23 protein-coding genes are annotated in these 22,226 nt (G+C 34.7%); 8 read left to right on the top strand and 15 right to left on the bottom strand.

Translation table 11 applies throughout. The annotated features are described in order from the left end of the window. Positions 1 to 69 precede the first annotated feature (69 nt). Genes ACEN2F_RS07110 through ACEN2F_RS07095 form a run of 4 tightly spaced genes read left to right on the top strand, consistent with a single transcriptional unit; the run spans position 70 to position 5,508 of the window. On the top strand, positions 70 to 1,932 hold the full coding sequence (locus ACEN2F_RS07110; protein ID WP_441737404.1) for a DNA topoisomerase IV subunit B: 1,863 nt from the start codon (positions 70 to 72) through the stop codon (positions 1,930 to 1,932). Positions 1,933 to 1,944: 12 nt separating this feature from the next. After that, positions 1,945 to 2,130, top strand: coding sequence for a hypothetical protein (locus ACEN2F_RS07105; RefSeq protein WP_441737402.1), 186 nt, complete (start codon positions 1,945 to 1,947; stop codon positions 2,128 to 2,130). Beyond that, positions 2,111 to 2,815 (top strand): PDDEXK nuclease domain-containing protein, encoded by a 705-nt coding sequence (locus ACEN2F_RS07100; protein WP_441737401.1) that lies wholly within the window; start codon positions 2,111 to 2,113, stop codon positions 2,813 to 2,815. The genes ACEN2F_RS07105 and ACEN2F_RS07100 overlap by 20 nt, the downstream gene beginning before the upstream one ends. After that, positions 2,815 to 5,508, top strand: a complete 2,694-nt coding sequence (locus ACEN2F_RS07095) for a DNA gyrase/topoisomerase IV subunit A (RefSeq protein ID WP_441737399.1) — start codon at positions 2,815 to 2,817, stop codon at positions 5,506 to 5,508. The genes ACEN2F_RS07100 and ACEN2F_RS07095 overlap by 1 nt, the downstream gene beginning before the upstream one ends. 38 nt (positions 5,509 to 5,546) lie before the next feature. Here ACEN2F_RS07095 and ACEN2F_RS07090 read toward each other — a convergent pair whose 3' ends face one another. The 7 genes from ACEN2F_RS07090 to ACEN2F_RS07060 form a co-directional block, all read right to left on the bottom strand. Next, positions 5,547 to 6,317, bottom strand: a complete 771-nt coding sequence (locus tag ACEN2F_RS07090) for a TerC family protein (protein ID WP_441737397.1) — start codon at positions 6,315 to 6,317, stop codon at positions 5,547 to 5,549. A gap of 32 nt (positions 6,318 to 6,349) precedes the next feature. Beyond that, positions 6,350 to 6,724 (bottom strand): DNA topoisomerase IV, encoded by a 375-nt coding sequence (locus ACEN2F_RS07085; RefSeq protein WP_441737395.1) that lies wholly within the window; start codon positions 6,722 to 6,724, stop codon positions 6,350 to 6,352. A gap of 169 nt (positions 6,725 to 6,893) precedes the next feature. Beyond that, positions 6,894 to 7,466, bottom strand: coding sequence for a pentapeptide repeat-containing protein (locus tag ACEN2F_RS07080; protein ID WP_441737393.1), 573 nt, complete (start codon positions 7,464 to 7,466; stop codon positions 6,894 to 6,896). Continuing rightward, positions 7,466 to 7,687 (bottom strand): DUF6095 family protein, encoded by a 222-nt coding sequence (locus tag ACEN2F_RS07075; protein ID WP_441737391.1) that lies wholly within the window; start codon positions 7,685 to 7,687, stop codon positions 7,466 to 7,468. Before ACEN2F_RS07075 ends, ACEN2F_RS07080 begins: the two co-directional genes overlap by 1 nt. 56 nt (positions 7,688 to 7,743) lie before the next feature. Then, positions 7,744 to 8,556, bottom strand: coding sequence for an N-acetylmuramic acid 6-phosphate etherase (gene murQ, locus ACEN2F_RS07070; protein WP_441737546.1), 813 nt, complete (start codon positions 8,554 to 8,556; stop codon positions 7,744 to 7,746). 157 nt (positions 8,557 to 8,713) lie between these two features. Next, positions 8,714 to 9,382, bottom strand: a complete 669-nt coding sequence (locus tag ACEN2F_RS07065) for a ZIP family metal transporter (RefSeq protein WP_441737389.1) — start codon at positions 9,380 to 9,382, stop codon at positions 8,714 to 8,716. A gap of 102 nt (positions 9,383 to 9,484) precedes the next feature. Continuing rightward, a complete protein-coding gene (locus ACEN2F_RS07060) occupies positions 9,485 to 10,249 on the bottom strand; it encodes a class I SAM-dependent DNA methyltransferase (protein WP_441737387.1) in 765 nt (254 codons plus the stop codon). 95 nt (positions 10,250 to 10,344) lie between these two features. Between ACEN2F_RS07060 and ACEN2F_RS07055 the strand changes: the two genes are divergently transcribed. Continuing rightward, on the top strand, positions 10,345 to 11,550 hold the full coding sequence (locus ACEN2F_RS07055; RefSeq protein WP_441737385.1) for a THUMP domain-containing class I SAM-dependent RNA methyltransferase: 1,206 nt from the start codon (positions 10,345 to 10,347) through the stop codon (positions 11,548 to 11,550). Between the two features lie 43 nt (positions 11,551 to 11,593). After that, positions 11,594 to 11,830 carry a hypothetical protein gene (locus ACEN2F_RS07050; RefSeq protein ID WP_091172024.1) on the top strand — a complete coding sequence of 79 codons (237 nt, stop codon included), beginning with the start codon at positions 11,594 to 11,596 and terminating at the stop codon, positions 11,828 to 11,830. A 96-nt stretch (positions 11,831 to 11,926) separates the two neighbouring features. Here the strand turns inward: ACEN2F_RS07050 and ACEN2F_RS07045 are convergent, their stop codons facing one another. From ACEN2F_RS07045 to ACEN2F_RS07010, 8 genes are all read right to left on the bottom strand, one after another. Then, on the bottom strand, positions 11,927 to 12,748 hold the full coding sequence (locus tag ACEN2F_RS07045) for a DUF6048 family protein (RefSeq protein ID WP_441737383.1): 822 nt from the start codon (positions 12,746 to 12,748) through the stop codon (positions 11,927 to 11,929). Beyond that, positions 12,720 to 13,241: a DUF6452 family protein gene (locus ACEN2F_RS07040; RefSeq protein ID WP_441737382.1), complete on the bottom strand. Its 522-nt coding sequence runs from the start codon at positions 13,239 to 13,241 to the stop codon at positions 12,720 to 12,722. The genes ACEN2F_RS07045 and ACEN2F_RS07040 overlap by 29 nt, the downstream gene beginning before the upstream one ends. A gap of 81 nt (positions 13,242 to 13,322) precedes the next feature. Further along, on the bottom strand, positions 13,323 to 14,738 hold the full coding sequence (gene rlmD / locus ACEN2F_RS07035; RefSeq protein ID WP_441737381.1) for a 23S rRNA (uracil(1939)-C(5))-methyltransferase RlmD: 1,416 nt from the start codon (positions 14,736 to 14,738) through the stop codon (positions 13,323 to 13,325). A gap of 404 nt (positions 14,739 to 15,142) precedes the next feature. Further along, positions 15,143 to 16,294, bottom strand: coding sequence for a Na+/H+ antiporter NhaA (gene nhaA / locus ACEN2F_RS07030; RefSeq protein ID WP_441737379.1), 1,152 nt, complete (start codon positions 16,292 to 16,294; stop codon positions 15,143 to 15,145). Positions 16,295 to 16,707: 413 nt separating this feature from the next. Then, on the bottom strand, positions 16,708 to 17,292 hold the full coding sequence (locus tag ACEN2F_RS07025) for a fasciclin domain-containing protein (protein WP_441737377.1): 585 nt from the start codon (positions 17,290 to 17,292) through the stop codon (positions 16,708 to 16,710). Between the two features lie 129 nt (positions 17,293 to 17,421). Next, positions 17,422 to 17,817 carry a hypothetical protein gene (locus tag ACEN2F_RS07020; protein WP_441737375.1) on the bottom strand — a complete coding sequence of 132 codons (396 nt, stop codon included), beginning with the start codon at positions 17,815 to 17,817 and terminating at the stop codon, positions 17,422 to 17,424. 71 nt (positions 17,818 to 17,888) lie between these two features. Next, positions 17,889 to 18,446 carry a sugar O-acetyltransferase gene (locus ACEN2F_RS07015; protein WP_441737373.1) on the bottom strand — a complete coding sequence of 186 codons (558 nt, stop codon included), beginning with the start codon at positions 18,444 to 18,446 and terminating at the stop codon, positions 17,889 to 17,891. A gap of 40 nt (positions 18,447 to 18,486) precedes the next feature. Further along, complete coding sequence (locus ACEN2F_RS07010; RefSeq protein ID WP_441737371.1) at positions 18,487 to 18,945, bottom strand: YciI family protein; 459 nt, start codon at positions 18,943 to 18,945, stop codon at positions 18,487 to 18,489. Positions 18,946 to 19,123: 178 nt separating this feature from the next. Between ACEN2F_RS07010 and ACEN2F_RS07005 the strand changes: the two genes are divergently transcribed. Both ACEN2F_RS07005 and ACEN2F_RS07000 read left to right on the top strand, forming a co-directional pair. After that, positions 19,124 to 21,328 (top strand): TonB-dependent receptor, encoded by a 2,205-nt coding sequence (locus tag ACEN2F_RS07005; RefSeq protein WP_441737369.1) that lies wholly within the window; start codon positions 19,124 to 19,126, stop codon positions 21,326 to 21,328. Between the two features lie 228 nt (positions 21,329 to 21,556). Further along, a complete protein-coding gene (locus ACEN2F_RS07000; RefSeq protein ID WP_113666180.1) occupies positions 21,557 to 22,177 on the top strand; it encodes a hypothetical protein in 621 nt (206 codons plus the stop codon). Positions 22,178 to 22,226 lie beyond the last annotated feature (49 nt).

The raw sequence follows: 22,226 nt of genomic DNA, 5'->3' as shown, positions 1-22,226 counted from the left end.
CTTTGAGTGCTTCCTGTTTTAAATTTTATCGAATTGCATTACATTAGCACCAAATCCACAAAACCTACAATGTCCGATCAAAATCAATATACCGAAGATAATATTCGGTCACTCGACTGGAAAGAACATATTCGCATGCGTCCCGGAATGTACATCGGGAAATTGGGAGACGGTTCCTCTTCAGATGATGGTATTTATATTCTGCTAAAAGAAGTACTCGATAACTGTATCGATGAATTTGTCATGGGTGCAGGAAAAACTATCGAAGTCACTATCAAAGATAAAACGGTCACTGTCAGGGATTATGGACGTGGAATTCCGTTAGGAAAAGTGATTGATGTGGTTTCAAAAATGAATACTGGCGGGAAATATGATTCTTTGGCCTTCAAGAAATCTGTTGGTCTAAACGGAGTAGGTACAAAGGCAGTTAATGCGTTGTCGAACTATTTTAGAGTAGAATCCGTTCGGGATGAAAAACAAAAAGCAGCCGAATTCTCTGCAGGAAATCTGGTGCTCGATGAAGATATTATCGAAACCACTAAAAGAAAAGGGACTAAGGTTACCTTTATTCCGGACGAAGCCATTTTTAAAAATTACAAATACCGCTATGAGTATGTTATCAAAATGCTCAAAAATTATTGTTACTTAAACAATGGTTTGACAATCCTATTCAACGGTGAAAAATATTTTTCAGAGAATGGTCTAAAGGATTTATTAGAAGAAACTATTCATATAGAGGATTTAGAATATCCCATCATTCATTTGAAAGGGGAGGATATCGAAATTGCTTTGACACACAGTAAAACTCAATACAGCGAAGAATACCATTCGTTTGTAAACGGACAAAACACTACACAAGGTGGAACACATTTAGCTGCCTACAGGGAAGCTATCGTTAAGACGATCAGGGAATTTTATAACAAGAGTTTTGAAGCCTCGGATGTCCGAAAATCAATCGTTACGGCAATTAGTATCAAAGTAATGGAACCAGTTTTTGAGTCGCAAACTAAAACTAAATTGGGTTCAACTGATATGGGATCTGAGCCAGGAATGCCATCGGTGCGCACTTTTGTCAATGATTTTGTGAAAACCAAATTAGACAATTACTTGCATAAACATCCACCAACGGCTGAAGCATTGCTGCGAAAAATTCTTCAAGCCGAAAGAGAGCGCAAAGAATTATCAGGGATACGAAAATTAGCGACAGATCGGGCCAAAAAAGCAAACCTGCACAATAAGAAATTAAGAGATTGCCGGGCGCACCTTCCGGATACTAAAAACCCTAAAAATCTAGAAAGTACGCTTTTTATCACTGAGGGAGATTCAGCTTCGGGATCTATCACTAAATCACGCAATGTAAATACGCAAGCCGTTTTTAGTTTGCGAGGGAAGCCTTTGAATTCCTATGGAATGAGTAAAAAAATTGTGTATGAAAATGAAGAGTTCAATTTGCTGCAATCGGCACTTGACATTGAAGACGGTTTAGATAAATTGCGTTATAATAATATCGTAATTGCTACTGATGCCGATGTTGATGGAATGCATATTCGCTTGTTATTGATTACTTTTTTTCTGCAGTTTTTTCCGGAATTGATCAAAGAAGGACATCTATATATTTTGCAAACACCACTTTTCAGGGTTCGAAACAAGAAAGAAACAATATATTGCTATTCTGATGACGAACGAAAAATAGCGATAGAAAAATTAAAACCGAAACCGGAAATTACTCGATTTAAGGGATTAGGTGAGATTTCACCAGATGAGTTCAAAAATTTCATTGGCGAAAGCATCCGTTTAGAACCAATTATGATGGATAAAAACACTTCGATTGAACAATTATTATCTTTTTATATGGGTAAAAATACGCCGGACCGACAGGAATTTATCATCAAGAATTTGAAGGTGGAATTAGATGTAATTGAGAAAGTTTAAAAAAGTTATAAAATGAGTACAATAAAAATACTGTTTTTTATCGCTTTACTATTTGTGGTTAGTTTTTCAACGATCTCTTTTATTAAAATTAGTAATGATCATTTAGAATGCGATACAATTCTGAAAAGAGAATTGGATAAAAATGGATTTGAGGTTACAAAGCAAGAGCATGTTTGTAATGAAAAATACTCTTTGTAGAATAAAATTAGAATTGATTACCATTCAATATAATATATTTAATGAAAGGCGTTTCTACGAAATAGAATCTGAGAAATACAACTGGAGTGTTCGAGAATTAAAACGACAATATGATTCGGCTCTTTATACACGATTGGCTTTAAGCAGAGATCCCGCAGGAGTTTTGAAACTTTCGGAACAAGGTCAGATTATTGAAAAACCCAAGGACCTTATTAAAGATCCTTTTATATTAGAATTTTTAGGTTTGCCAGAATTACACCAGTATGCGGAATCGGAATTAGAGGAGGAAATTATCAATAAACTGGAGCATTTTTTACTAGAATTGGGCCACGGTTTTACTTTTGTTGCAAGACAAAACAGAATTACTTTTGACGATAAACATTTCCGAATCGATTTGGTTTTCTATAACCGAATTCTTAAATGTTTTGTGCTGATAGACTTGAAAACAGGAAAATTAAAACACCAGGATTTAGGACAAATGCAAATGTATGTCAATTATTATGACAGAGAAATGCGTTTGGAAGATGAAAATAAAACTATAGGAATTGTATTGTGTCAAAACAAAAGTGATTTGGTTGTAGAATACACTTTACCTGAAAATAATGAGCAAATTTTTGCTAGCAAATACAAAATGATTCTGCCAAGCAGAGAAGATTTAATACAATTAATTTCGGAATCAAGATAATGAAAGACGAAGAAGACGATAACTTAGTACCACAAGGTCAGGAAGATGATACTACTAGCGGAGATGAAGGTTTTGAAGACATAAAAACTTCAGGAGGTCATAATTTTTATGATAATAAAGAAGACGGAAACGATACCATTACCAAAGTTACAGGAATGTATAAGGATTGGTTTCTGGATTATGCTTCTTATGTGATTCTGGAACGTGCTGTTCCCGCAATTGAAGATGGATTTAAACCGGTGCAACGGCGTATAATGCACTCTTTGAAAGAATTAGATGACGGTCGTTATAATAAAGTGGCTAATGTAGTTGGGCATACCATGCAATATCATCCTCACGGAGATCAGAGTATTGGTGATGCAATGGTGCAAATAGGTCAAAAAGAATTATTGATTGATTGCCAGGGAAACTGGGGAAATATCCTAACTGGTGATGGTGCTGCAGCTTCTCGTTACATCGAAGCACGCTTGTCTAAATTTGCTTTAGAAGTGCTATATTCACCAAAAATCACTGATTGGGGGATGTCCTATGACGGAAGACGAGCAGAACCGAATAACCTGCCTGTTAAATTCCCATTATTATTAGCATCAGGTGCTGAGGGTATCGCGGTAGGTCTTTCTACAAAAGTGTTGCCTCATAATTTCAATGAATTAATTGATTCATCGATAAAAATATTAAAAGGGAAACCTTTTACTTTATACCCTGATTTTTTGACACAAGGTATTGCTGATGTGTCTAATTATAATGATGGATTGCGTGGAGGTCGCATCCGTGTTCGGGCCAAAATAGGTCAGTTGGATAAAAACACTTTGGTAATCACCCAGATTCCGTTTTCGACAAATACAACGACTTTGATTGACAGTATTTTGAAAGCAAATGACAAGGGGAAAATCAAAATCAAGAAAATTGAAGATAATACTGCTGCTGAGGTGGAGATCTTGATTCATCTTTTTCCGGGTGTTTCTCCAGATAAAACGATTGATGCATTGTTTGCATTCACGGCATGTGAAACTTCAGTGGCGCCATTAGGGTGTGTAATTGAAGATAATAAACCATTGTTTATTGGGGTTTCTGCAATGTTGAAAATCTCAACCAACAGAACCGTTCAATTACTGAAAAGCGAACTCGAAATACAGTTGAGTGAATTAGAGGAGCAATGGCATTTTCTTTCTTTGGAACGTATTTTTATCGAAAACAAAATCTATCGCGATATTGAGGAAATGACGACCAGAGAAACAGTAATAAAAGCCGTTGATGATGGGTTGAAACCTCACACAAAACACTTGAAACGAACTGTTACTGAAGAAGATATTCTACGGTTATTAGATATCCGAATCATGCGTATTTCTAAATTTGACAGCAACAAGGCTCAAGATAAAATCCAGTCACTAGAAGGCGATATTGAACAAGTAAAACATGATTTAGAAAATTTGATTGATTTTGCAATAGCCTATTTCGTGCGATTGAAAGAGAAATATGGAAAAGGCAGGGAGCGCCAAACGGAGCTTCGTGTTTTTGATGATATTGAAGCCACGAAGGTAGTCTTGAGAAATACAAAATTATACGTAAATAGAGAAGAAGGTTTTGTAGGAACAAGTTTAAAAAAAGACGAATATGTTACGGATTGCTCTGATATTGATGATGTAATTATTTTTCTACGCAACGGAAAAATGATTATTACAAAGGTGGATGCGAAAACTTTTGTAGGTAAGGATATTATTCATATTGCTATTTTTGATAAAAGTGATAAGCGTACCATTTACAATATGATTTACCGCGATGGAAAATCTGGTCCTTCTTACATTAAGCGATTTAATGTTTCAGGAGTTACCAGAGATAAGGCATACGATTTAACCAATGAAACTGCAGGGTCTCAAGTGTTGTATTTTTCATGTAATCCAAATGGAGAAGCGGAAGTGATTACTATTTTATTACGTCAAATTGGAACTATCAAAAAACTGAAATTTGATATTGATTTTGCCAGTTTAGCGATAAAAGGACGAGGTTCCAAAGGAAATTTGGTTACGAAATATCCAATTAAAAAAATTGAGTTGAAGGAGAAAGGAATCTCGACTTTATTGCCGCGAAAAGTTTGGTTTGATGACACCGTACAACGACTTAATGTAGATGCAAGAGGAGAATTACTGGGAGAATTTAGGCCAAATGACAAAATTTTAGTTGTTTCGCAATCGGGAAAGGTAAAAGTAATTACACCGGAATTGTCTACTCATTTTGATCAGGATATGATTATTTTGGAGAAATGGGTTCCAAAGAAACCAATATCGGCCATATATTATGATGGCGAAAAAGAACGCTATTATATTAAACGTTTCTTAGTAGAAGCGGAGAATAAAGAGGAAAGTTTTATTACCGAACATGCAAACTCACATCTTGAAATAGTAGCTACAGATTATCGCCCAGTAGCCGAATTAGTTTTTACAAAAGTAAAAGGCGTTCAAAAAGAAAATATGATCGTAGACATAGAATCTTTCATTGCACTTAAAGGATTTAAAGCACTTGGGAATCAATTAACCACTGATAAATTAAAACAAGTGAACTTGCTAGATCCTTTGCCTTATGACGCACCAGAGGAAATTATACCAGAAGAATTAGAAGTAAAAGGAGATACTAATGCTAACGGCTCCGGTTTTTATCGAGATAATGATGGTCAAATAATATTAAGTCTAGAATAAAAAAAATGCTCCACATTGGAGCATTTTTTTATAAATAATTATTTTTTCTTTCGCATTTTCATATTCAAAAATTCAACAGCCAGCGAAAAGGCAATTGCAAAATACAGATAAGCTTTTGGAACTGCTCCCACAGACTGGCCCACAAGTACAGCTTCAGATAAATGCATGCTTTCCGTAATCAGCATAAAACCAATTAGAATCAAAAATGCTAAACCTAAAATCTGAATTGATGGATTGTTGTTTACAAAAGTTCCTACTGGAACTGCAAACAACATCATGACCCCAACAGAAATCACTACTGCCGTAATCATAATATACAATGCACCTTCCAGTCCGTTAGTCATGCCTACAGCAGTCAAAATACTATCTACGGAAAAAATAAGATCAATCAATAAAATCTGAAATATTACATTTCCAAAAGATTTTGCTGCCGAAGTTTTTAGATCTTTTTCTTCTTCCCCTTTGTGGTCTACTTTCTCGTGAATTTCCTTAGTACTTTTGTAAATCAAGAAAATACCACCAGCAAATAAAATCATAGCTTGTCCATTAAAATGGGCAGAAAACCAACCCCAGTCTACACTAAACCAAGGTTCTTTCATGGCAATAAGAAGTGTAATCCCAAACAACAAGGCTATTCGCAGGAACATTGCCAAAAACAAACCTAACTGAGTAGCTTTTTTGCGCTTTTCAACCGGTAATTTTCCAGTAACAATAGATATAAAAATAATATTATCAATACCTAGAATGATTTCTAGAAATGTCAACGTCAGCAATGCGATCCATGCATCAGGATTTAAAAATACTTCCATTTTTTGTAATTATAAGGGTTTGGTTTAAGGATTTAATCAGCAATTTTTGTCACTGTTCCTCTTTGTTTCGCATCGGAACCAACCATTCCGAACTCAAAGGTATATGAATTTTTTGATGTTGTTAGAATTTTCATCCCAATGGCTTTCTCTTCAGCCATGTTTTTTGGATGTAATTTTTGCAACACATACTCGCAATCGCTGATCCAACGAATGGAGGCAGTATCTGTTTTTCCTTCAAAAGTTTCAATTTCAATTTTGTCGTTACGCTCAAAAAGAGTTGTTTTTTTTACACCATCTACTTCATATTCAAAACTAAATTTTCCAGTTTTAAAATCTTTGCAGTTGCGCTTATTATTGTAACAGGATAACAATAGGAGTAGAGGAAGTAAGAAAATTATTTTTTTCATTTTTTATTTATTTTATTTTTTGCACCTAATCAAGCTGTTCGTTGCAACTCCCAAGGCTTAAAGCTTTTTTTCTATTGCCAAAAAAGGAGCTTGCTCTGGTCGCTCTTTTTTGTCAAGAAAAAATAGCTTTAAGCCTTGCGTGGTTTTCACTTCCATCTGGGGTAAAACATTATTGTATTTTAATATCATATTTGTCCAGAAGACCAATAATTCCTTGTGTCGAAAATTTTGCCTTTTTCATTGGGTTAAATTCGGGATCAATTTTGAAATTAGTTGCTTTTGAAAAATCAGTCCCCGCTAATTGTGTGTTGTTAAAAACGGCACCATCCAAATTACTATTGTCAAAAACAGCAGCAGTAAGATTGGTACCAACAAAACTAACTTCTCTTAATGAGCAAGAATTGAATTTTGTCTTTGGCATTTTTTTATTGGCAAACGAAGAATAATCCAAAACGCATTCTTGGAAATTGACAGTAAACAAGAAGTCATCACATTCTTCAAATTGGATTCCAAGTAATTTACAGTTTTTAAATTGTACGCCTTTTAAACTAGTTCCATATAATTTAGTCATGGCCAGATTGCAATCAATGAACTCGCAATCCATAAATGTACTATAAGAAAAATCACTATTTGATAAATCGCAGTTTTTAAAAACGCAATCTTCAAATTCCCTATTGTTTACTTTTTTATCAACGTAGACAATTTTTTCAAAGGTTTTTTGAACGTGAATTAGGTTTTCCATTAGTCGTTAAATAAGCTTTTCATAATTGTTTTTAAACCTAAAAACATAAAATACATGGCCGCAAGACAAGCAATTATTCCTATTGCTAAAACTAAATAGTGCCAAACATTTTGCTGATTCATAAAAGCATTTGTAATGACTATGGGCCCAATAAACAGTAAAGGCAAAGCACCTGCCAGATATTTGATTCCTTTAGATAAAAGTTCTTTGTTGGTTGCCATTTTTTTAGTTTAAAAGTTTACTCTTCAAAGGTAATCGATATGTTGAAAAACGAGTGTTACTTTTTGTAATTATCAATAGCGTTTCGCACACTTCCGTATTTAGTGAGTAATTGGGCAGCGTAATCGTATGAAACGGGAATTTCTTCCAAAATCATTTTCACGCCACGATCCACGAGTTTGCTGTTGCTGAGTTGCATATCGACCATTTTGTTGCCTTTCACTTTTCCCAGTTGAATCATGGTTGCGGTTGAGATCATGTTGAGCACCAGTTTCTGAGCTGTTCCGGCTTTCATTCTCGAGCTACCTGTTACAAATTCTGGTCCTACAACTACTTCAATAGGAAACTTTGCCGTTTGCGAAAGCGGACTTCCGGCATTACAAGAAATACTTCCAGTGGTAATATTATTTTCGTTGCAAGCTTGCAAACCGCCAATGACATAAGGCGTTGTTCCCGACGCGGCAATGCCAACTACAACGTCATTCTGATTTACATCGAAAGCTTTTAAGTCAATCCAGGCTTGTGTGGGGTTATCTTCGGCATTTTCTACGGCTTTGCGAATAGCGGTATCGCCACCTGCAATTATCCCAATAACCAAATCGAAGGGAACGCCAAAGGTTGGTGGACATTCTGATGCGTCAAGAATCCCAATTCGTCCTGATGTTCCTGCGCCAATGTAGAATAATCGTCCGCCCAGTTTCATTTTTGCAACTATTTCAGTCACCAATAGTTCTATTTGCGGCAAAGCTTTTTCTACGGCAAGCGGAACGGTTTTGTCTTCCTGATTGATATTAGAAAGCAATTCTTGTACTGACATTTTTTCTAAATGTTCGTATTTTGATGATTGTTCTGTTGTTTTTGTGAATTCCATATTCATTTCTTTTTTGAAGGGATAACTATCGAGTTGTCCGTACATATATTTTTTTGCGTGAGGGATAGAAGTGGAAATCCTTTTTTATGTAGCGATAGCGGAATAAAAAGATTGCAACACATAGCCCGACCCTTGTGGTCACGCCCAAATTATAAAATTATAAAAAATACGCTAATCCAATTCCAATCACAATCATTGAAACTTTGGCGATATTAAACTTGTGTCCTTCGCTGCTTTCGAAAATAATGGTGGATGAAATATGAAATAATATCCCAATTACTATCGCAGTTATTTCAGTGTAATACAAGTTTAATATTGGCAAATAATCGGATAAAAGGGTGCCTAGTGGTGTCATTAAAGCAAAAGTTACCATAAAGAAGAATATAGCTTTTTTATTTAGGCTTGAATTGATAAAGAAAGTTGTTAAAATAATCGCAATTGGCAAATGGTGAATTGCAATTCCCACAGCTAGATCGTGATGATGACTGACAGGAAGTCCTTCTAGAAATGCGTGTATACACAAACTTATAAATAACAACCACGGAATTTGAGTCATATTATGATGGCCATGTACGTGTCCATGTTCTGCTCCTTTTGAGAAAAATTCTAATATTATTTGGAATAAAATACCCAACATAATAAAAAGCCCAATGTTTGGATTTGCTCGTTCATAAATTTCGGGCAATAAGTGCATTACGGTCAGGGAGAGCAAAAATGAACCGCTAAAGGCCAAAAGTAATTTTAGATTGGTCTTGTTATTTGGTTTTAAAACCAAAGCAATACTATATCCTATAAGTACGGAAAGTAAAGGTAAAAGGTAATTCATGATTCTTGCTTAACCGTTTATTTGTTTGTTTTTTTAACCGTTAATCTGGCTTCACGGTTTATTTATTCTTATGATTAACCCTTTAAACGATTAACCTAACAATTATTTAAAAATCATAATTAGACGTTCACTTTCGGTTTTATGGAATTTTTTTAATTTGTAGTCTCCAAAAATATCTAATAAATAAATTCCAGCTTCTTCCATTAACTCTTCGAAATCGGTGAGTGTAAGTGCTTTTACTTTTTCAGTAAAGTGGAAATTTTCACCTTTATCTTCAAATTTGATATCTTTATAAAGGTAACCTTCTTTCAAATAGCGGTTCATGTGAAAATCAATTCCCTCGACTGTTTTTGTTTCGTGAGGAATTAGTGTTTGGGTCACTTGAGTTATATTCATAAAGTCGATTACAGCAAATCCGTATTCAGACAGGCTTTCTTTGATAGCTTTTAGCGTGATGAGATTGTCTTGATCATTTTCGAAATAACCAAAACTTGTAAATAAATTAAAAATAGCATCATACTTTTCTTCAAAAGGTTCGCGCATGTCGTGAACTTGAAATTGGAGCGTTTCATTCTCATTTTTAGTAGCCTCGGCAATGCTGTTTTCTGATAAATCTGCTCCAAGAACTGTAAAACCTAATTGGTTCAAATAAATGGAGTGTCTGCCTTTGCCACAGGCTAAATCTAATACTTTTGAATTTTCAGGAAGATTTAGATAATGAGTGATATTATCGATAAAAATTTGTGCTTCTTTGTAGTCTCGGTCTTTGTACAAGATGTGATAATATGGGGTGTCAAACCAGGAAGTATACCAGTTTTCGGTGGGTTTCAGTTGGTTTTTTGAGGGTGTATTTTGTGTTGCAGACATTTATTCTTTTTCAATTAATTCGATTGATGCAAATTTAGTGTATTTTTGCCGAATATAACGATAACAATTTCCCCTTTGAGGGGTAAAGGGGGCAAATGGAAAATAATTATAAAATGATTGCCAAAACCTTTTTTGGTTTTGAAGAAATATTAGCAAAAGAATTGCAAAATCTTGGCGCACAAAATGTAGAGCAAGGGGTTCGAATGGTTAGTTTTAAGGGCGATAAAGGATTCATGTACAAGGCTAATTTATCGTTGCGAACCGCTTTGAAAATCCTAAAACCTATTTATTTTTTCAAGGCTAATAACGAGCAGGCTTTGTATAAAGGCATTTCAAGTATGAATTGGTCTAAATTACTGAATGCTAATCAGACATTTGTGATTGATACCACAGTGCATTCAGAATATTTTAATCACTCGGAATTCGTTTCCCAAAAGTGTAAAGATGCTATTGTAGACCAGTTCAGAGAAAGAACCGGGCAACGTCCCAGTATTGATAAAGTACATCCTGATCTAAGAATCAATATTCACATCGATAAAGACCAGGTTTCAGTAGCGCTGGATACTTCAGGGAATGCATTGAACCAACGTGGATATCGAACCGCAACCAATATTGCGCCTATAAACGAGGTTTTGGCAGCAGGGATTTTACTACTTTCAGGTTGGGATGGTCAAACTGATTTCTTGGATCCAATGTGTGGTTCCGGAACATTTCTAGCTGAAGCAGCGATGATTGCCTGTAATATTCCGGCAAATATTAACCGTAAGGAATTTGCTTTCGAAAAATGGAACGATTGGGATAATGACTTGTTCGATAGTATTTCAGACAGTTTATTGAAACGTGTTCGTGAGTTTCATTACACCATAAAGGGCTTTGATAAAGCACCAAGTGCCGTTCAAAAAGCCAAAGACAATATCAAAAACGCTAATCTTGAGGAATATATTTCTATTGAAGAAAAAAACTTTTTTGATACTGAAAAAATTTCGGACGGGAAACTACAGGTCGTTTTCAACCCGCCTTATGATGAGCGTTTGGATATTCACATGGAAGAATTCTATAAAAATATTGGGGATACCTTAAAGAAAAATTATCCCGGAACCAATGCTTGGATGATTACGGCGAACTTGGAAGCCTTGAAATATGTTGGATTAAAACCTTCGAGAAAAATCAAACTTTTTAATGCCGGTTTAGAAGCTCGTTTAGTAAAATACGAAATGTACGAAGGTAGCAAAAGGACGAAGTTTCAGGTTGTTCAGGATTCAGATACTGCAAATCAGACTTCAGAAGATAGTCAAGCATAATCAAATTAAAATTTATACTCATAATTACAAATCATAATTTATTTTGACCAAATTACAAATACGAGCATTTCTATATCAATTGGGATGTTTTGCAATTTTATTTATTTCTGCCAGATATTTAGTAGAACATTACACAAATTTAACCGGATTTTGGATTCCGTTGACCGCATTTGTCATTGGAACACTTTTATCTCCAAAATTTCATGCAATAAAAACTAAAGATGGAGAAAAATTATTCATGAAGTGGATCTTCATGAAAGGAATTAAGGAAATAGGATAGGGAAAAAATCCTAAGATATTATTTTTAAAATATAGACCGCTAATTTGCTAATTTTTACCAAAAATAAAAATTAGCGAATTGGCGGTTATTTTTTCTCTACTTTTTTGGAACTATAACAGGTTTTACTTTTTTCTTATAAATAGGAACAAAGTAAGTTACCGTATAATTGAAACCTACTCCAAAATCACCATCATACGTTCTGTTGAATCCAGGAATGTATAAGTTAGAGAAATTTTCTGGTTCTTTATTGGTTACTAATCGGTTCAATCTAAGGCTGAAACCAACAAAGACATTGTCAAAGACTTTGGCCTTTATGCCTGCTACCACTTCGATCCAGCTTGCGCTTAAGCCATTGAACTTCTTGCCAGATGTAATCTGTGGGACTTCACCAAAATAAGGATTTGCATTGTAGATGCGATAACTGTTTAATTCCTGATTAAAAGTACTGAAACCGTATCGCATTCCTATAGAGATTATATTTTCCATATCCAGCCAGTTTTCATAAGCATTATAATCAAAACCTGCTTTTATGTAGGATCCTTTGGTTGTAAAATTGACACGATCATCATCTGTAGTTTTGTTTTCGTTCCCGATTTCGGCCGCTAAAAAGTACTTTTTAGTCAACCGATAATCAGCCACAAATTCAATTCCCTTATAATTTTTGTCATACAAAGCTCTTGTCAGTTTGAATAAATCAACTCCAACACGTATTCCATAGCGATCAGTTTTTGCAAAAATAGAATCGTTATTTTTTGCAGCTGGTTTAATTTCTACTAATGGTAAAGGGGCTGCAGGAATAATCTGTTCTGTTTTGTTAGTTTTTGGATCACTTTTGATAGGTGTTGTCTCTTGAGCTTGTACCAAAGTCAACGACAATAGGAGACCAATACTAAAAAAAGATCTTAATGTGTGTTTCATTTTCGTTTTCAATGTTACTTTTTTCGACTGATATAAATTTTATCCATTTTTGATTTGTTGCTGTTGCATCAGTATGGGAATACGGATTTGTAGGATCTAATGTGAATAGTGTCTTGTAACCACAGGCTCGGGATACAAAAAGTTCTTGTGTTGTATAATCAAATTTTATGATGTCTTCATCAACTAGAGCAGTGTTAGAATTACCTGAATTAAGCGTGAAACTATAAGTGGTAGACGTTTCGGCTGTTTTCAATGGAATTGAAATAATGTTTGAGCTGGTCGTTTGCAGACCATTAAAAATAATTTCATCTGTCATCCCTTCACCAACTACTTTTAGATTTGTAACATTTTTTAGAACAGAAGGATTAGAAAAATCGTAAAATTCTATCACTAATCTTGGTGTAGTTTGGGTATTGGCATCGCAAATGTCATCTTTCTCACAACTGGAAAAAGTCAAAGCAAAAAACAATAACAATAAAAAAGTCTTTTTCATATTATACGATTCTGTGTTCAGTATTCCGTTTTTAGAGTTCTGTAATTTACTTTACGAATGCTAAAAACGGCAAACTGGCTACTATTTTCTTCTTTCTAAAAGTACAACATTCTCCACGTGATGTGTTTGCGGAAACATATCCACGGGACGAACGCGAGTCACTTTGTATTTTTCGTCCATCAACGCCAGATCGCGCGCTTGTGTAGCTGAATTACAACTGACATAAACCACTTTTTCAGGTGCAATTTTCATAATTTGTTCGATTACATCTTTATGCATTCCATCTCTTGGTGGATCTGTGATAATCACATCAGGATGACCGTTTTGTGCGATGAAATCATCGTTGAAAACTACTTTCATATCTCCCACAAAGAACTCACAATTTGTTATTTCGTTGCGGATTGCATTAGCTTTTGCATCTTTAATAGCATCAGGAACACTTTCTACACCAATAACTTTTTTTGCTTTTTTAGAAACAAACTGAGCAATTGTTCCAGTTCCGGTATATAAATCATAAACAATTTCGTTTCCAGTAAGTCCGGCAAAATCTCGTGTTATTTTATACAATTCATAGGCTTGATCCGAATTAGTTTGGTAAAAAGATTTAGCGTTAATACTAAATTTCAATCCTTCCATTTCTTCTAAAATGTAGTCTCTACCTTTATATAATTTAATATCAGTATCGTATAAAGTATCGTTTGCCTTATTGTTCACCACGTATTGGAGCGAAGTAATTTGTGGGAATTTCTCATAGAGATGATCTAAGATTAATTCTCTGTTGGCTTTGTCATTTTCAAAAAACTGAATCAAAACCATGATTTCTCCAGTCGAAGATGTTCGCAACATTAATGTTCGCAATAAACCCTCATGCGCTCTTGGATTAAAGAAAGTAAGTCCATTTGCATTTGCAAAATCTCTCACTTCATTTCGAATTGCATTCGAAGGATCTTCCTGTAAATGACATTTGTTGATGTCCAGTATTTTATCCCACATTTTCGGAATGTGAAAACCAAGTGCGTTTCTATTTCCTAAATCTTCGGTGCTGCCGATTTCTGCTTCTGTCAACCATCGGCTGTTCGAAAACGAAAATTCCATTTTGTTTCTGTAAAAAAACTGTTTCTCCGAACCTAGAATTGGTTCAAATTCAGGTAGTTCTATTTTTCCAATGCGTTGCAAATGGTTTTTCACTTCATTTTGCTTGTAGTACAATTGTTGGCTATATTTCATGTTTTGCCACTTGCAACCACCGCACACACCAAAATGCTCGCAAATAGGTTCTACTCGATGCTCTGAGTATTCATGAAAATGAATAGCTTTTCCTTCATAATACGCTTTACGCTTTCTGAAAGTTTGTACGTCAACTACATCGCCAGGAACCACATTCGGGATAAAAACTACTTTACCATCCGGAGCCTTTGCTACCGAAACGCCTTTTGCACCAGCATCAAGGACTTTTATTTGATGAAAGACAACTTTGTCTGTATTTTTCTTTGCCATAGCGCAAAAATAAGCGTTTGAATGGTTTTATAAATTCAAATTGTGAAATATTTTTAATAAGAAGTTTTTTTTTATTGGAATCTTATTCATTGTATGATAAAAGTTCCAGTTTTGCTGCACGTTTTGCTATTGGTTTAAATGATTTTTAGATATTCGTTTGCAAGTTAAAGTGACTTTTAAGTGTTTAATAATCCTTTAGACAATTAGTTCTTGATTTTAATATTCGTCGGTTCTACTAATTTTTATTATAATTAGTGCCACGAAGAAAAAAATTCAAACCAAAAATGGTTTTTGATATATTTATTTTTCTGTTTTATTCCAAAAACAGGAATATTAACCTAATTACAATTCCTGTTTCACTTTCCTTAATTCGTTTATTTAAAGAAAAAAATCTTAATAAGTACTTAATTGTTAGTGGTTGGAATATTTTTTAAGCTTATTTTCAAACTTACAAAACCTATTATTCCGGCAAGTAATGACGAAATTAGAATGACAAATTTGGCATTATTAATAATAGTAATATCTTCAAATGCCAGAAGTGTTATAAAGATGGACATTGTAAATCCAATTCCACCTAAAAATCCTACACCTATTATTGCTTTCCAATTGAGGTCTTGTGGCAGTTTGCACAATCCGAAAGTTACTGCTAAAAAGGTCAAAATAAATATTACTAACGGTTTGCCTACGATTAGACCAAGTGCAATTCCAATACTATAATTTTGTGTAAGTATTGCGCCTATATCAGAACTTAAAACAATTGCAGTATTGGCCAATGCAAAAATGGGAAGGATAATAAATGCAACCGGTTTGTGCAAAAAGTGCTGTAAGATGTATGAAGATGATTTTTTATCGCCGTTGCCAAAGGGTATTGCAAAAGCCAACAAAACTCCTGTAATTGTTGCATGAACACCAGAATTAAGCATAAAATACCACATGACTACGCCGCCAATTAAGTAGGGAATTAGGTTTCTTACTTTTAGGCGGTTCAAAAGCAGTAGCAAAGCAAAAATTCCAAGTGCTATAAATAAGTTCATCCAAATTAGAGTTGTGGTATAAAAAATAGAAATGACTAATATGGCACACAAATCATCAATAACTGCAAAAGCTGTCAAAAACACTTTCAACGATACTGGAACACGGTTGCCTAGTAAGGACAAAACGCCAAGTGCAAATGCGATGTCGGTTGCCATTGGGATACCGGCACCTGATTGAGTAGGTGTTCCAAAATTAAAAAACAAGTATAGTCCGGCAGGGATAAGTAAGCCACCCATTGCCGCAAAAATAGGCAACAGCGCATCTTTAATGTTCGAAAGTTCACCTTGATATACTTCCCTTTCTAATTCTAAACCAATCAACAAGAAAAAAATTGCCATCAGAGCATCATTTATCCAATGTTCGAGAGTAAGACCACCAATTTTTGTTAACCAAAAAAGACCATAATCGGCACCAATAAAGGAATTAGCCAGAAGCAATGATATTAGGGTACATCCAATTAAAACGAGGCCACCTGACTTTTCACTTTCAAAAAATTCTTTAAATAAGTGTGTTATATTCATATTGTATAATGTTGGTTGGTAAATAAATGCTACGTTTAGAACGCACAGTACTGATTTTTTTCAAAAAATAAGCGTAAAAATAGTGGGCTTTAACCAACAAACTCGATTTTAAATTTGAAGATCAGCTGGAATGAAACTCTTTTTTATTATTTAATAATATTTACAGACTTTCATTAATGAGACTCGGTACAAGGTATTCTTGATGACTATATTACAGAACAATATAAGTTTGAAAGATACTTTTATAAATTTAAAATCGGATTGAAATATGTACTTTAATCAACGAAATTTAAAAAAAATAAGTCAAATAGTGATTGATTAAAAGATTCTTTTAATTTATGTTTTACGTGTGATAAATCCAAAAAAAAACCGTTGCGCAATGGCAACGGTTTTTAAAAAAGTATTTCAACACCTTATTTAGGCATTACTACTGAATCAATTGCGTGTATAACACCGTTTGAAGCAGCTACATCAGCTAGAACAACTGTTGAAGTTCCTCCATTTGCATCTGTTAATAGCACTTTACCATCTTTTAAGCTTAAAACGATTGCACCACCTTGAACAGTTGTAACGGTATATTTTCCGTTATTTTTGTTGATTGCATCGATTACTGTAGCAGCGTCAAATTTTCCTGAAACGACATGGTATGTCAAAACTGCTTTTAGTTTATCAATGCTTTCTGGTTTCAATAAACCATCTACAGTTCCCGCAGGAAGTTTGTCAAAAGCCGCATTAGTTGGAGCAAATACAGTAAAAGGACCGTCTCCACTCAATGTTTCCACTAATTCTGCTGCTTTGACGGCAGCTACAAGAGTAGAAAAATCAGCATTTCCTGACGCTACACCTACAATGTTTGGTGTTTCAACTACAACTGTAGTATCCATTGCTACTGCTGTTGAATCAGTCATTTCTGACGAATCAGCTGTTTTTTTCTCTCCACAAGAAGTAGCGATTACTCCTAACAATGCAAATGCACTAATTGTTTTTACTAATTTCATAGTCAATATTTTAAGTTTAAATTAAATTAAGATATTCAAAGGTACACATTTTTATTGTTTGTTTAATAATTTTAACAAATAATTAAACAAATAATAAGGTAGCGGTCGATTTGTAAAAAATATTTTTTGTTATTTCTTGATATCGGAGCACAGTCCTACAATCTCATGGAAAGTGTCATGCAAATCGGTAATTGATTTCACAATTGCTGCATCAGCTCCATTAGAAAGTACTAATTTGTGAAGCGCTTTACTTTTAAGTTGTAATCGTTCTGCTGAAGCTAAAATAGCATCGGTTCTAAATTCTGTTGGAATATCAGATTTTAATAACATCGCGGCTTTGTTCATCATTTCCTCTGAACGCGCTTTGATTGGGGCCAAATTTCCTTCTTCTGCCGGATGGAAGGTTTGCGACATCACTTCGTGTAATTCTTTTATGGCGGGCCATTTATCAAAAGTGGATTGTGCCGAAACTGAGTTTGAGACAACAAAAAGTGCCAAGACTAAAAATGTTTTTAGATGTTTCATTATGATTTGTTTAAGTTGTTATAACAAAGATAGGAAAATTTAGTTTTGAGAAATTGCAATTCCAACATTCATCATTCATTCAATTTCCGAATCACTTTCGCCGGATTTCCTACCGCCAATGAATTGTCAGGAATGTCTTTTGTAACTACAGATCCTGCTCCAATTACACAACCATTTCCAATGGTAATACCCGGACAAATCACCGTATTTCCGCCAATCCAGCAATCATCGCCAATGGTTATGGGTAAGGCATTTTCCAGTGTTTTTCGCAATTCAGCATCCAGCGGATGAGTGGCGGTGTACAATTGAACTCCTGGCGCAAAAAAGACATTGGAACCAATAGTTACTTTGGCACAATCCAAAACAACACAGTTTACATTGAAATAAACATTCTCGCCACAACTGATATTATATCCATAATCGCAAAAAAATGGAGGTTCAATATAAAGATTTGCACCTGCATTCGGAATCAGCTCTTTGATTATTTCCCGCGCTTTTTTAGTAATCCTGTATTCCGTAACATTCAGTCTATGGAGCAGGTTTTTAGATCTTCGTCTGTCTTTTACTAAAACTGGATCGCCCGCCAAATAATATTCTCCGGCAATCATTTTTTCTTTTTCGGTTATCATAGTTTATAAATTTGAGCAAAACAAATTGCTGTATATGCTGTTACATTTTAGTTTTAGCAATTTTATCATGGATTTTCAGTGTTTCTTGCAAAGCGGCACTTCCATACCAAAGCGTTAATTCTACTTCCAGAAGTTTTGATTGTACAGCAGGATCTGTCGCCACAAATGTTTTAGCTTCTTCAATACTGCTGGTGTTAAAAATATAAATGCCTCTGTAATTTCTTTCGTTTTTCATGAAAGGACCTGCCACAACCAGTTTTCCTACTTTTGCTAATCGATTAATGTTAGCCATGTGTCCCTCAAATAATTTTTGTGTTTCTTCTTTGGTTGCGGTTGTATTAGTTCCTGTTTTTAATAAACAAAAAACATATTGTTTCATTCCGTAATCATCTGCATTCAGTAATTTTGCCAGGTTTTCATCAAATGTTGGTGTGTTTTCCTGGGAGAATATTGTCGTGCTAAAGCAAAGTAATACAAGTAAAAAGATTGATTTTTTCATTTTTTCAAAATTTGAATATACACAAATTTAAGGTTTTCATAATAAAATAAAAAATGCATGATTTCAAAATCAAAATGTATTGATTAAACAACTCATCCTATAATTTCAACAGTTCAGTATTAACTTTTTCTGGTTCTGATTTTTGTGATAGATATTTGCTTCATCAAAATCAAACATCATGAAACCATCATTTACTCAAAAATCAAATCATTCTCAGAAAAGTCTTAAATCAATTTTCACTTTTGCTGTTCTATTATTTAGTCTGACTATTTTTTCACAAAATATAATTTCGGGTAAAGTGGTGGATGAGAAAGGAAAACTGGTTTCTGGAGCTAATATTTTTATCGAAGGGACGTATGATGGGACTTCAACTACCGAAACTGGTGCATTTAGTTTTACAACTGCGACAACGGGCAATCCAACTTTGGTCGTTAGTTTCTTGATTTTTGAAACTTCAAAAACAGTAATTGACGTGGCTAATTTCCAAAACAAAACAATCAAACTTCGAGAAAGTGTTACCTCTCTCGATGCGGTTGTCATTACTGCAGGAACATTAGAAGCGGGTGATAAAGCCCGAGTTTCTGTCCTAAAACCATTAGACATTGTGACTACAGCTGGTTCTGCGGGGAATATTATTGCGGCTTTGCAAACCTTGCCAGGAACACAAACGGTAGGCGAGGACGGAAGATTATTTGTTCGTGGTGGTGAGGCCAATGAAACGCAAACCTTTGTAGATGGGATTCGGGTAGCGCAACCGTATGGAGCGAGTACAAATAACGTACCTACAAGAGGCCGATTTTCTCCTTTTCTGTTCAGCGGAATGTCTTTTTCTACAGGTGGTTATTCCGCGGAATATGGGGAGGCATTATCTAGTGTGTTGTTATTGAACACCCAAGATGAGCCAGACCAAAATAAAACCGAAATATCATTAATGACTGTTGGTTTAGGACTTGGAAATACTCAAAAATGGGAAAAAAGTTCGTTGAGCGTCAATGCTAATTACTTGAATTTAGCACCGTATCAAGCTTTGATTCCTCAAAATGTGGATTGGAATAGTCCTTTTCAATCGTTGTCAGGAGAAACGGTGTATCGTTATAATTTCAATAATGGGATTTTGAAAGTATACGCTGCTTTTGATTCATCTAAATTCGATATTAATCAGGAAAATATCAATTCACCGGAGAAAATCAGAGTTGATTTAAACAACAATAATTTCTATTTGAATTCATCATACAAAGGTGTTTTTGGGAACAACTGGCAAGTTACTTCGGGGTTGAGTTATGGTTACAGCAACAACAAAATAAATTTAGATTCAGATAAGGTGGCGAATGATGAAAACGCGGCCCATTTGAAATTAAAATTAAGAAAAAGTTTTTCCGACCGATTGAAACTATACTTTGGAGCGGATTATTTTGTTACCCAATTCAACGAGGATTTCAATTCAAATTCAGGTTCGGTTTTCACCAACGGGTACGATTCGAACATAGCAGCTGTTTATACTGAAGCTGATATTTTTTTCTCTAAAAAGTGGGCTGCAAAAGTAGGATTACGGGCTTCGAACAATGATTTGCTAAACGAAACTGCTATTTCACCCCGAATTTCATTTGCGTATAAAATGGCAAAAAACAGTCAGTTATCCTTTGCTTACGGTGATTTTACCCAAACTCCAAATGCGGAATACATCAAATATTCCAACAGCAATCAGTTTGAAAGTGAAAAAGCATCGCATTACATTTTGAATTTTCAATACAATAAAAATGGTAAAACATTTCGTGCTGAAACCTATTATAAAGACTATCGCGATTTAGTAAAATTCGACACCCAAATGGCAGCGTATAGTTCGGTTTACGATAATTCAGGATCGGGTTATGCGAAAGGTTTGGATTTGTTTTGGAGAGATGGAAAATCAATCAAAAACTTAGAATATTGGGTTTCCTATTCGTTCATCGACACCGAAAGAGATTATAAAAATTTCAGTTCTCAAGTGACGCCAAGTTTCGTTGCGGATCACAGCTTATCAATCGTTACGAAATACTGGATAAACGATTGGAAATCGCAGATAGGTTTCACGAATTCCTATAGTTCCGGGCGTCCCTACAACAATCCGAACGAAACGAAATTCATGAATGGAAAAACAAAATCGTATAACAGTTTGAGTTTTAATTGGGCGTATTTATTGAGTCAGCAAAAGATTTTGTATTTCTCGGTTTCCAATGTTTTAGGTTCTCAGAATGTATTTGGATACGAATACGCGAACAATCCAGATAATGCAGGCTTTTACAACAGAAAAGAAATTATTCCTACAGCCGATCGTTTTTTCTTCGTAGGATTCTTTTGGACCATCAGCAATGATAAAAAAGACAATCAATTGAGGAATCTTTAAAAAAGTCATAAAGTATAATGTCAAAGGTCTAAAGTCCTTATTAGCGCAAACTTTTTCGACTTTATGACTTTCGACTTTACAACTTTGGACTAAATAGCAATTCATCCATCAAATTCTACAGTTCAGTATTTATAAATTTTAATCCAATGAAAACCGAGATACTTTTGAAGTATAAATAACACAACGTTTCAATCATCAAAAAAAACAACCATTCAAAACCAAGAAATCATGACAAAAGTTATCACCACAATCGTATTTTTTATCTGTAGTTTAGTATCTGCTCAAGGGCAATTTGAACAAGGAATGGGAAAAGCCTTCCAATTATGGGGTGAAGGAAAAAACACGGAAGCTTCAGATCTATTCGAACGAATTGCAGCAGCCGAAAAAACAAGTTGGTTGCCTAATTATTACGTGGCATTAGTAAATACGACAACTGCTTTTAGAACCAAAGATAAAGATCAAATGAATTTATTACTTTCAAAAGCACAAAAATCATTGGATATTGAAATGGATAAAAATCCAAATAATGCCGAATTGTTGGTGATGCAAGCGATGATTCACACCGCTTGGATTGCTTTTGACCCAATGACAAACGGACAAAAATTATCCGGAACGGTCATGGAATTGTACGGAAAAGCACAAGCAATTGCTCCGGAAAATCCAAGAGTTGTTTTTGGTAAAGCCGAATTTGAAATTGGTGGTGCGCAATTTTGGGGAACCGATACCAAACCAATGTGCGCACAAATTGAAAAAGCTATTGGACTTTTTGCTACTTTTAAACCGGAAACACCATTTTCTCCAAAGTGGGGATTGGACAGAGCTTTAGCAGCACAAAAAAATTGTAAATAAGAGAAAAGAAACTTTTTCTTGATTGTAGCATTGGAATAAAAAGCAAAAT

Source organism: Flavobacterium sp. W20_MBD1_R3, assembly GCF_052119725.1.
Taxonomy (GTDB): domain Bacteria; phylum Bacteroidota; class Bacteroidia; order Flavobacteriales; family Flavobacteriaceae; genus Flavobacterium.
The sequence above is the reverse complement of the archived record's forward strand: the minus strand, read 5'-3'. Positions and strand labels throughout refer to the sequence as shown.

What these genes read in the sequence shown, in the direction of transcription:
- ACEN2F_RS07110 (WP_441737404.1), top strand. Translation starts at nt 70, where the DNA reads ATGTCCGATCAAAATCAATATACCGAAGATAATATTCGGTCACTCGAC.
- ACEN2F_RS07105 (WP_441737402.1), top strand. Translation starts at nt 1,945, where the DNA reads ATGAGTACAATAAAAATACTGTTTTTTATCGCTTTACTATTTGTGGTT.
- ACEN2F_RS07100 (WP_441737401.1), top strand. Translation starts at nt 2,111, where the DNA reads ATGAAAAATACTCTTTGTAGAATAAAATTAGAATTGATTACCATTCAA.
- ACEN2F_RS07095 (WP_441737399.1), top strand. Translation starts at nt 2,815, where the DNA reads ATGAAAGACGAAGAAGACGATAACTTAGTACCACAAGGTCAGGAAGAT.
- ACEN2F_RS07090 (WP_441737397.1), bottom strand. Translation starts at nt 6,317, where the DNA reads ATGGAAGTATTTTTAAATCCTGATGCATGGATCGCATTGCTGACGTTG.
- ACEN2F_RS07085 (WP_441737395.1), bottom strand. Translation starts at nt 6,724, where the DNA reads ATGAAAAAAATAATTTTCTTACTTCCTCTACTCCTATTGTTATCCTGT.
- ACEN2F_RS07080 (WP_441737393.1), bottom strand. Translation starts at nt 7,466, where the DNA reads ATGGAAAACCTAATTCACGTTCAAAAAACCTTTGAAAAAATTGTCTAC.
- ACEN2F_RS07075 (WP_441737391.1), bottom strand. Translation starts at nt 7,687, where the DNA reads ATGGCAACCAACAAAGAACTTTTATCTAAAGGAATCAAATATCTGGCA.
- murQ (WP_441737546.1), bottom strand. Translation starts at nt 8,556, where the DNA reads ATGGAATTCACAAAAACAACAGAACAATCATCAAAATACGAACATTTA.
- ACEN2F_RS07065 (WP_441737389.1), bottom strand. Translation starts at nt 9,382, where the DNA reads ATGAATTACCTTTTACCTTTACTTTCCGTACTTATAGGATATAGTATT.
- ACEN2F_RS07060 (WP_441737387.1), bottom strand. Translation starts at nt 10,249, where the DNA reads ATGTCTGCAACACAAAATACACCCTCAAAAAACCAACTGAAACCCACC.
- ACEN2F_RS07055 (WP_441737385.1), top strand. Translation starts at nt 10,345, where the DNA reads ATGGAAAATAATTATAAAATGATTGCCAAAACCTTTTTTGGTTTTGAA.
- ACEN2F_RS07045 (WP_441737383.1), bottom strand. Translation starts at nt 12,748, where the DNA reads ATGAAACACACATTAAGATCTTTTTTTAGTATTGGTCTCCTATTGTCG.
- ACEN2F_RS07040 (WP_441737382.1), bottom strand. Translation starts at nt 13,241, where the DNA reads ATGAAAAAGACTTTTTTATTGTTATTGTTTTTTGCTTTGACTTTTTCC.
- rlmD (WP_441737381.1), bottom strand. Translation starts at nt 14,738, where the DNA reads ATGGCAAAGAAAAATACAGACAAAGTTGTCTTTCATCAAATAAAAGTC.
- nhaA (WP_441737379.1), bottom strand. Translation starts at nt 16,294, where the DNA reads ATGAATATAACACACTTATTTAAAGAATTTTTTGAAAGTGAAAAGTCA.
- ACEN2F_RS07025 (WP_441737377.1), bottom strand. Translation starts at nt 17,292, where the DNA reads ATGAAATTAGTAAAAACAATTAGTGCATTTGCATTGTTAGGAGTAATC.
- ACEN2F_RS07020 (WP_441737375.1), bottom strand. Translation starts at nt 17,817, where the DNA reads ATGAAACATCTAAAAACATTTTTAGTCTTGGCACTTTTTGTTGTCTCA.
- ACEN2F_RS07015 (WP_441737373.1), bottom strand. Translation starts at nt 18,446, where the DNA reads ATGATAACCGAAAAAGAAAAAATGATTGCCGGAGAATATTATTTGGCG.
- ACEN2F_RS07010 (WP_441737371.1), bottom strand. Translation starts at nt 18,945, where the DNA reads ATGAAAAAATCAATCTTTTTACTTGTATTACTTTGCTTTAGCACGACA.
- ACEN2F_RS07005 (WP_441737369.1), top strand. Translation starts at nt 19,124, where the DNA reads ATGAAACCATCATTTACTCAAAAATCAAATCATTCTCAGAAAAGTCTT.
- ACEN2F_RS07000 (WP_113666180.1), top strand. Translation starts at nt 21,557, where the DNA reads ATGACAAAAGTTATCACCACAATCGTATTTTTTATCTGTAGTTTAGTA.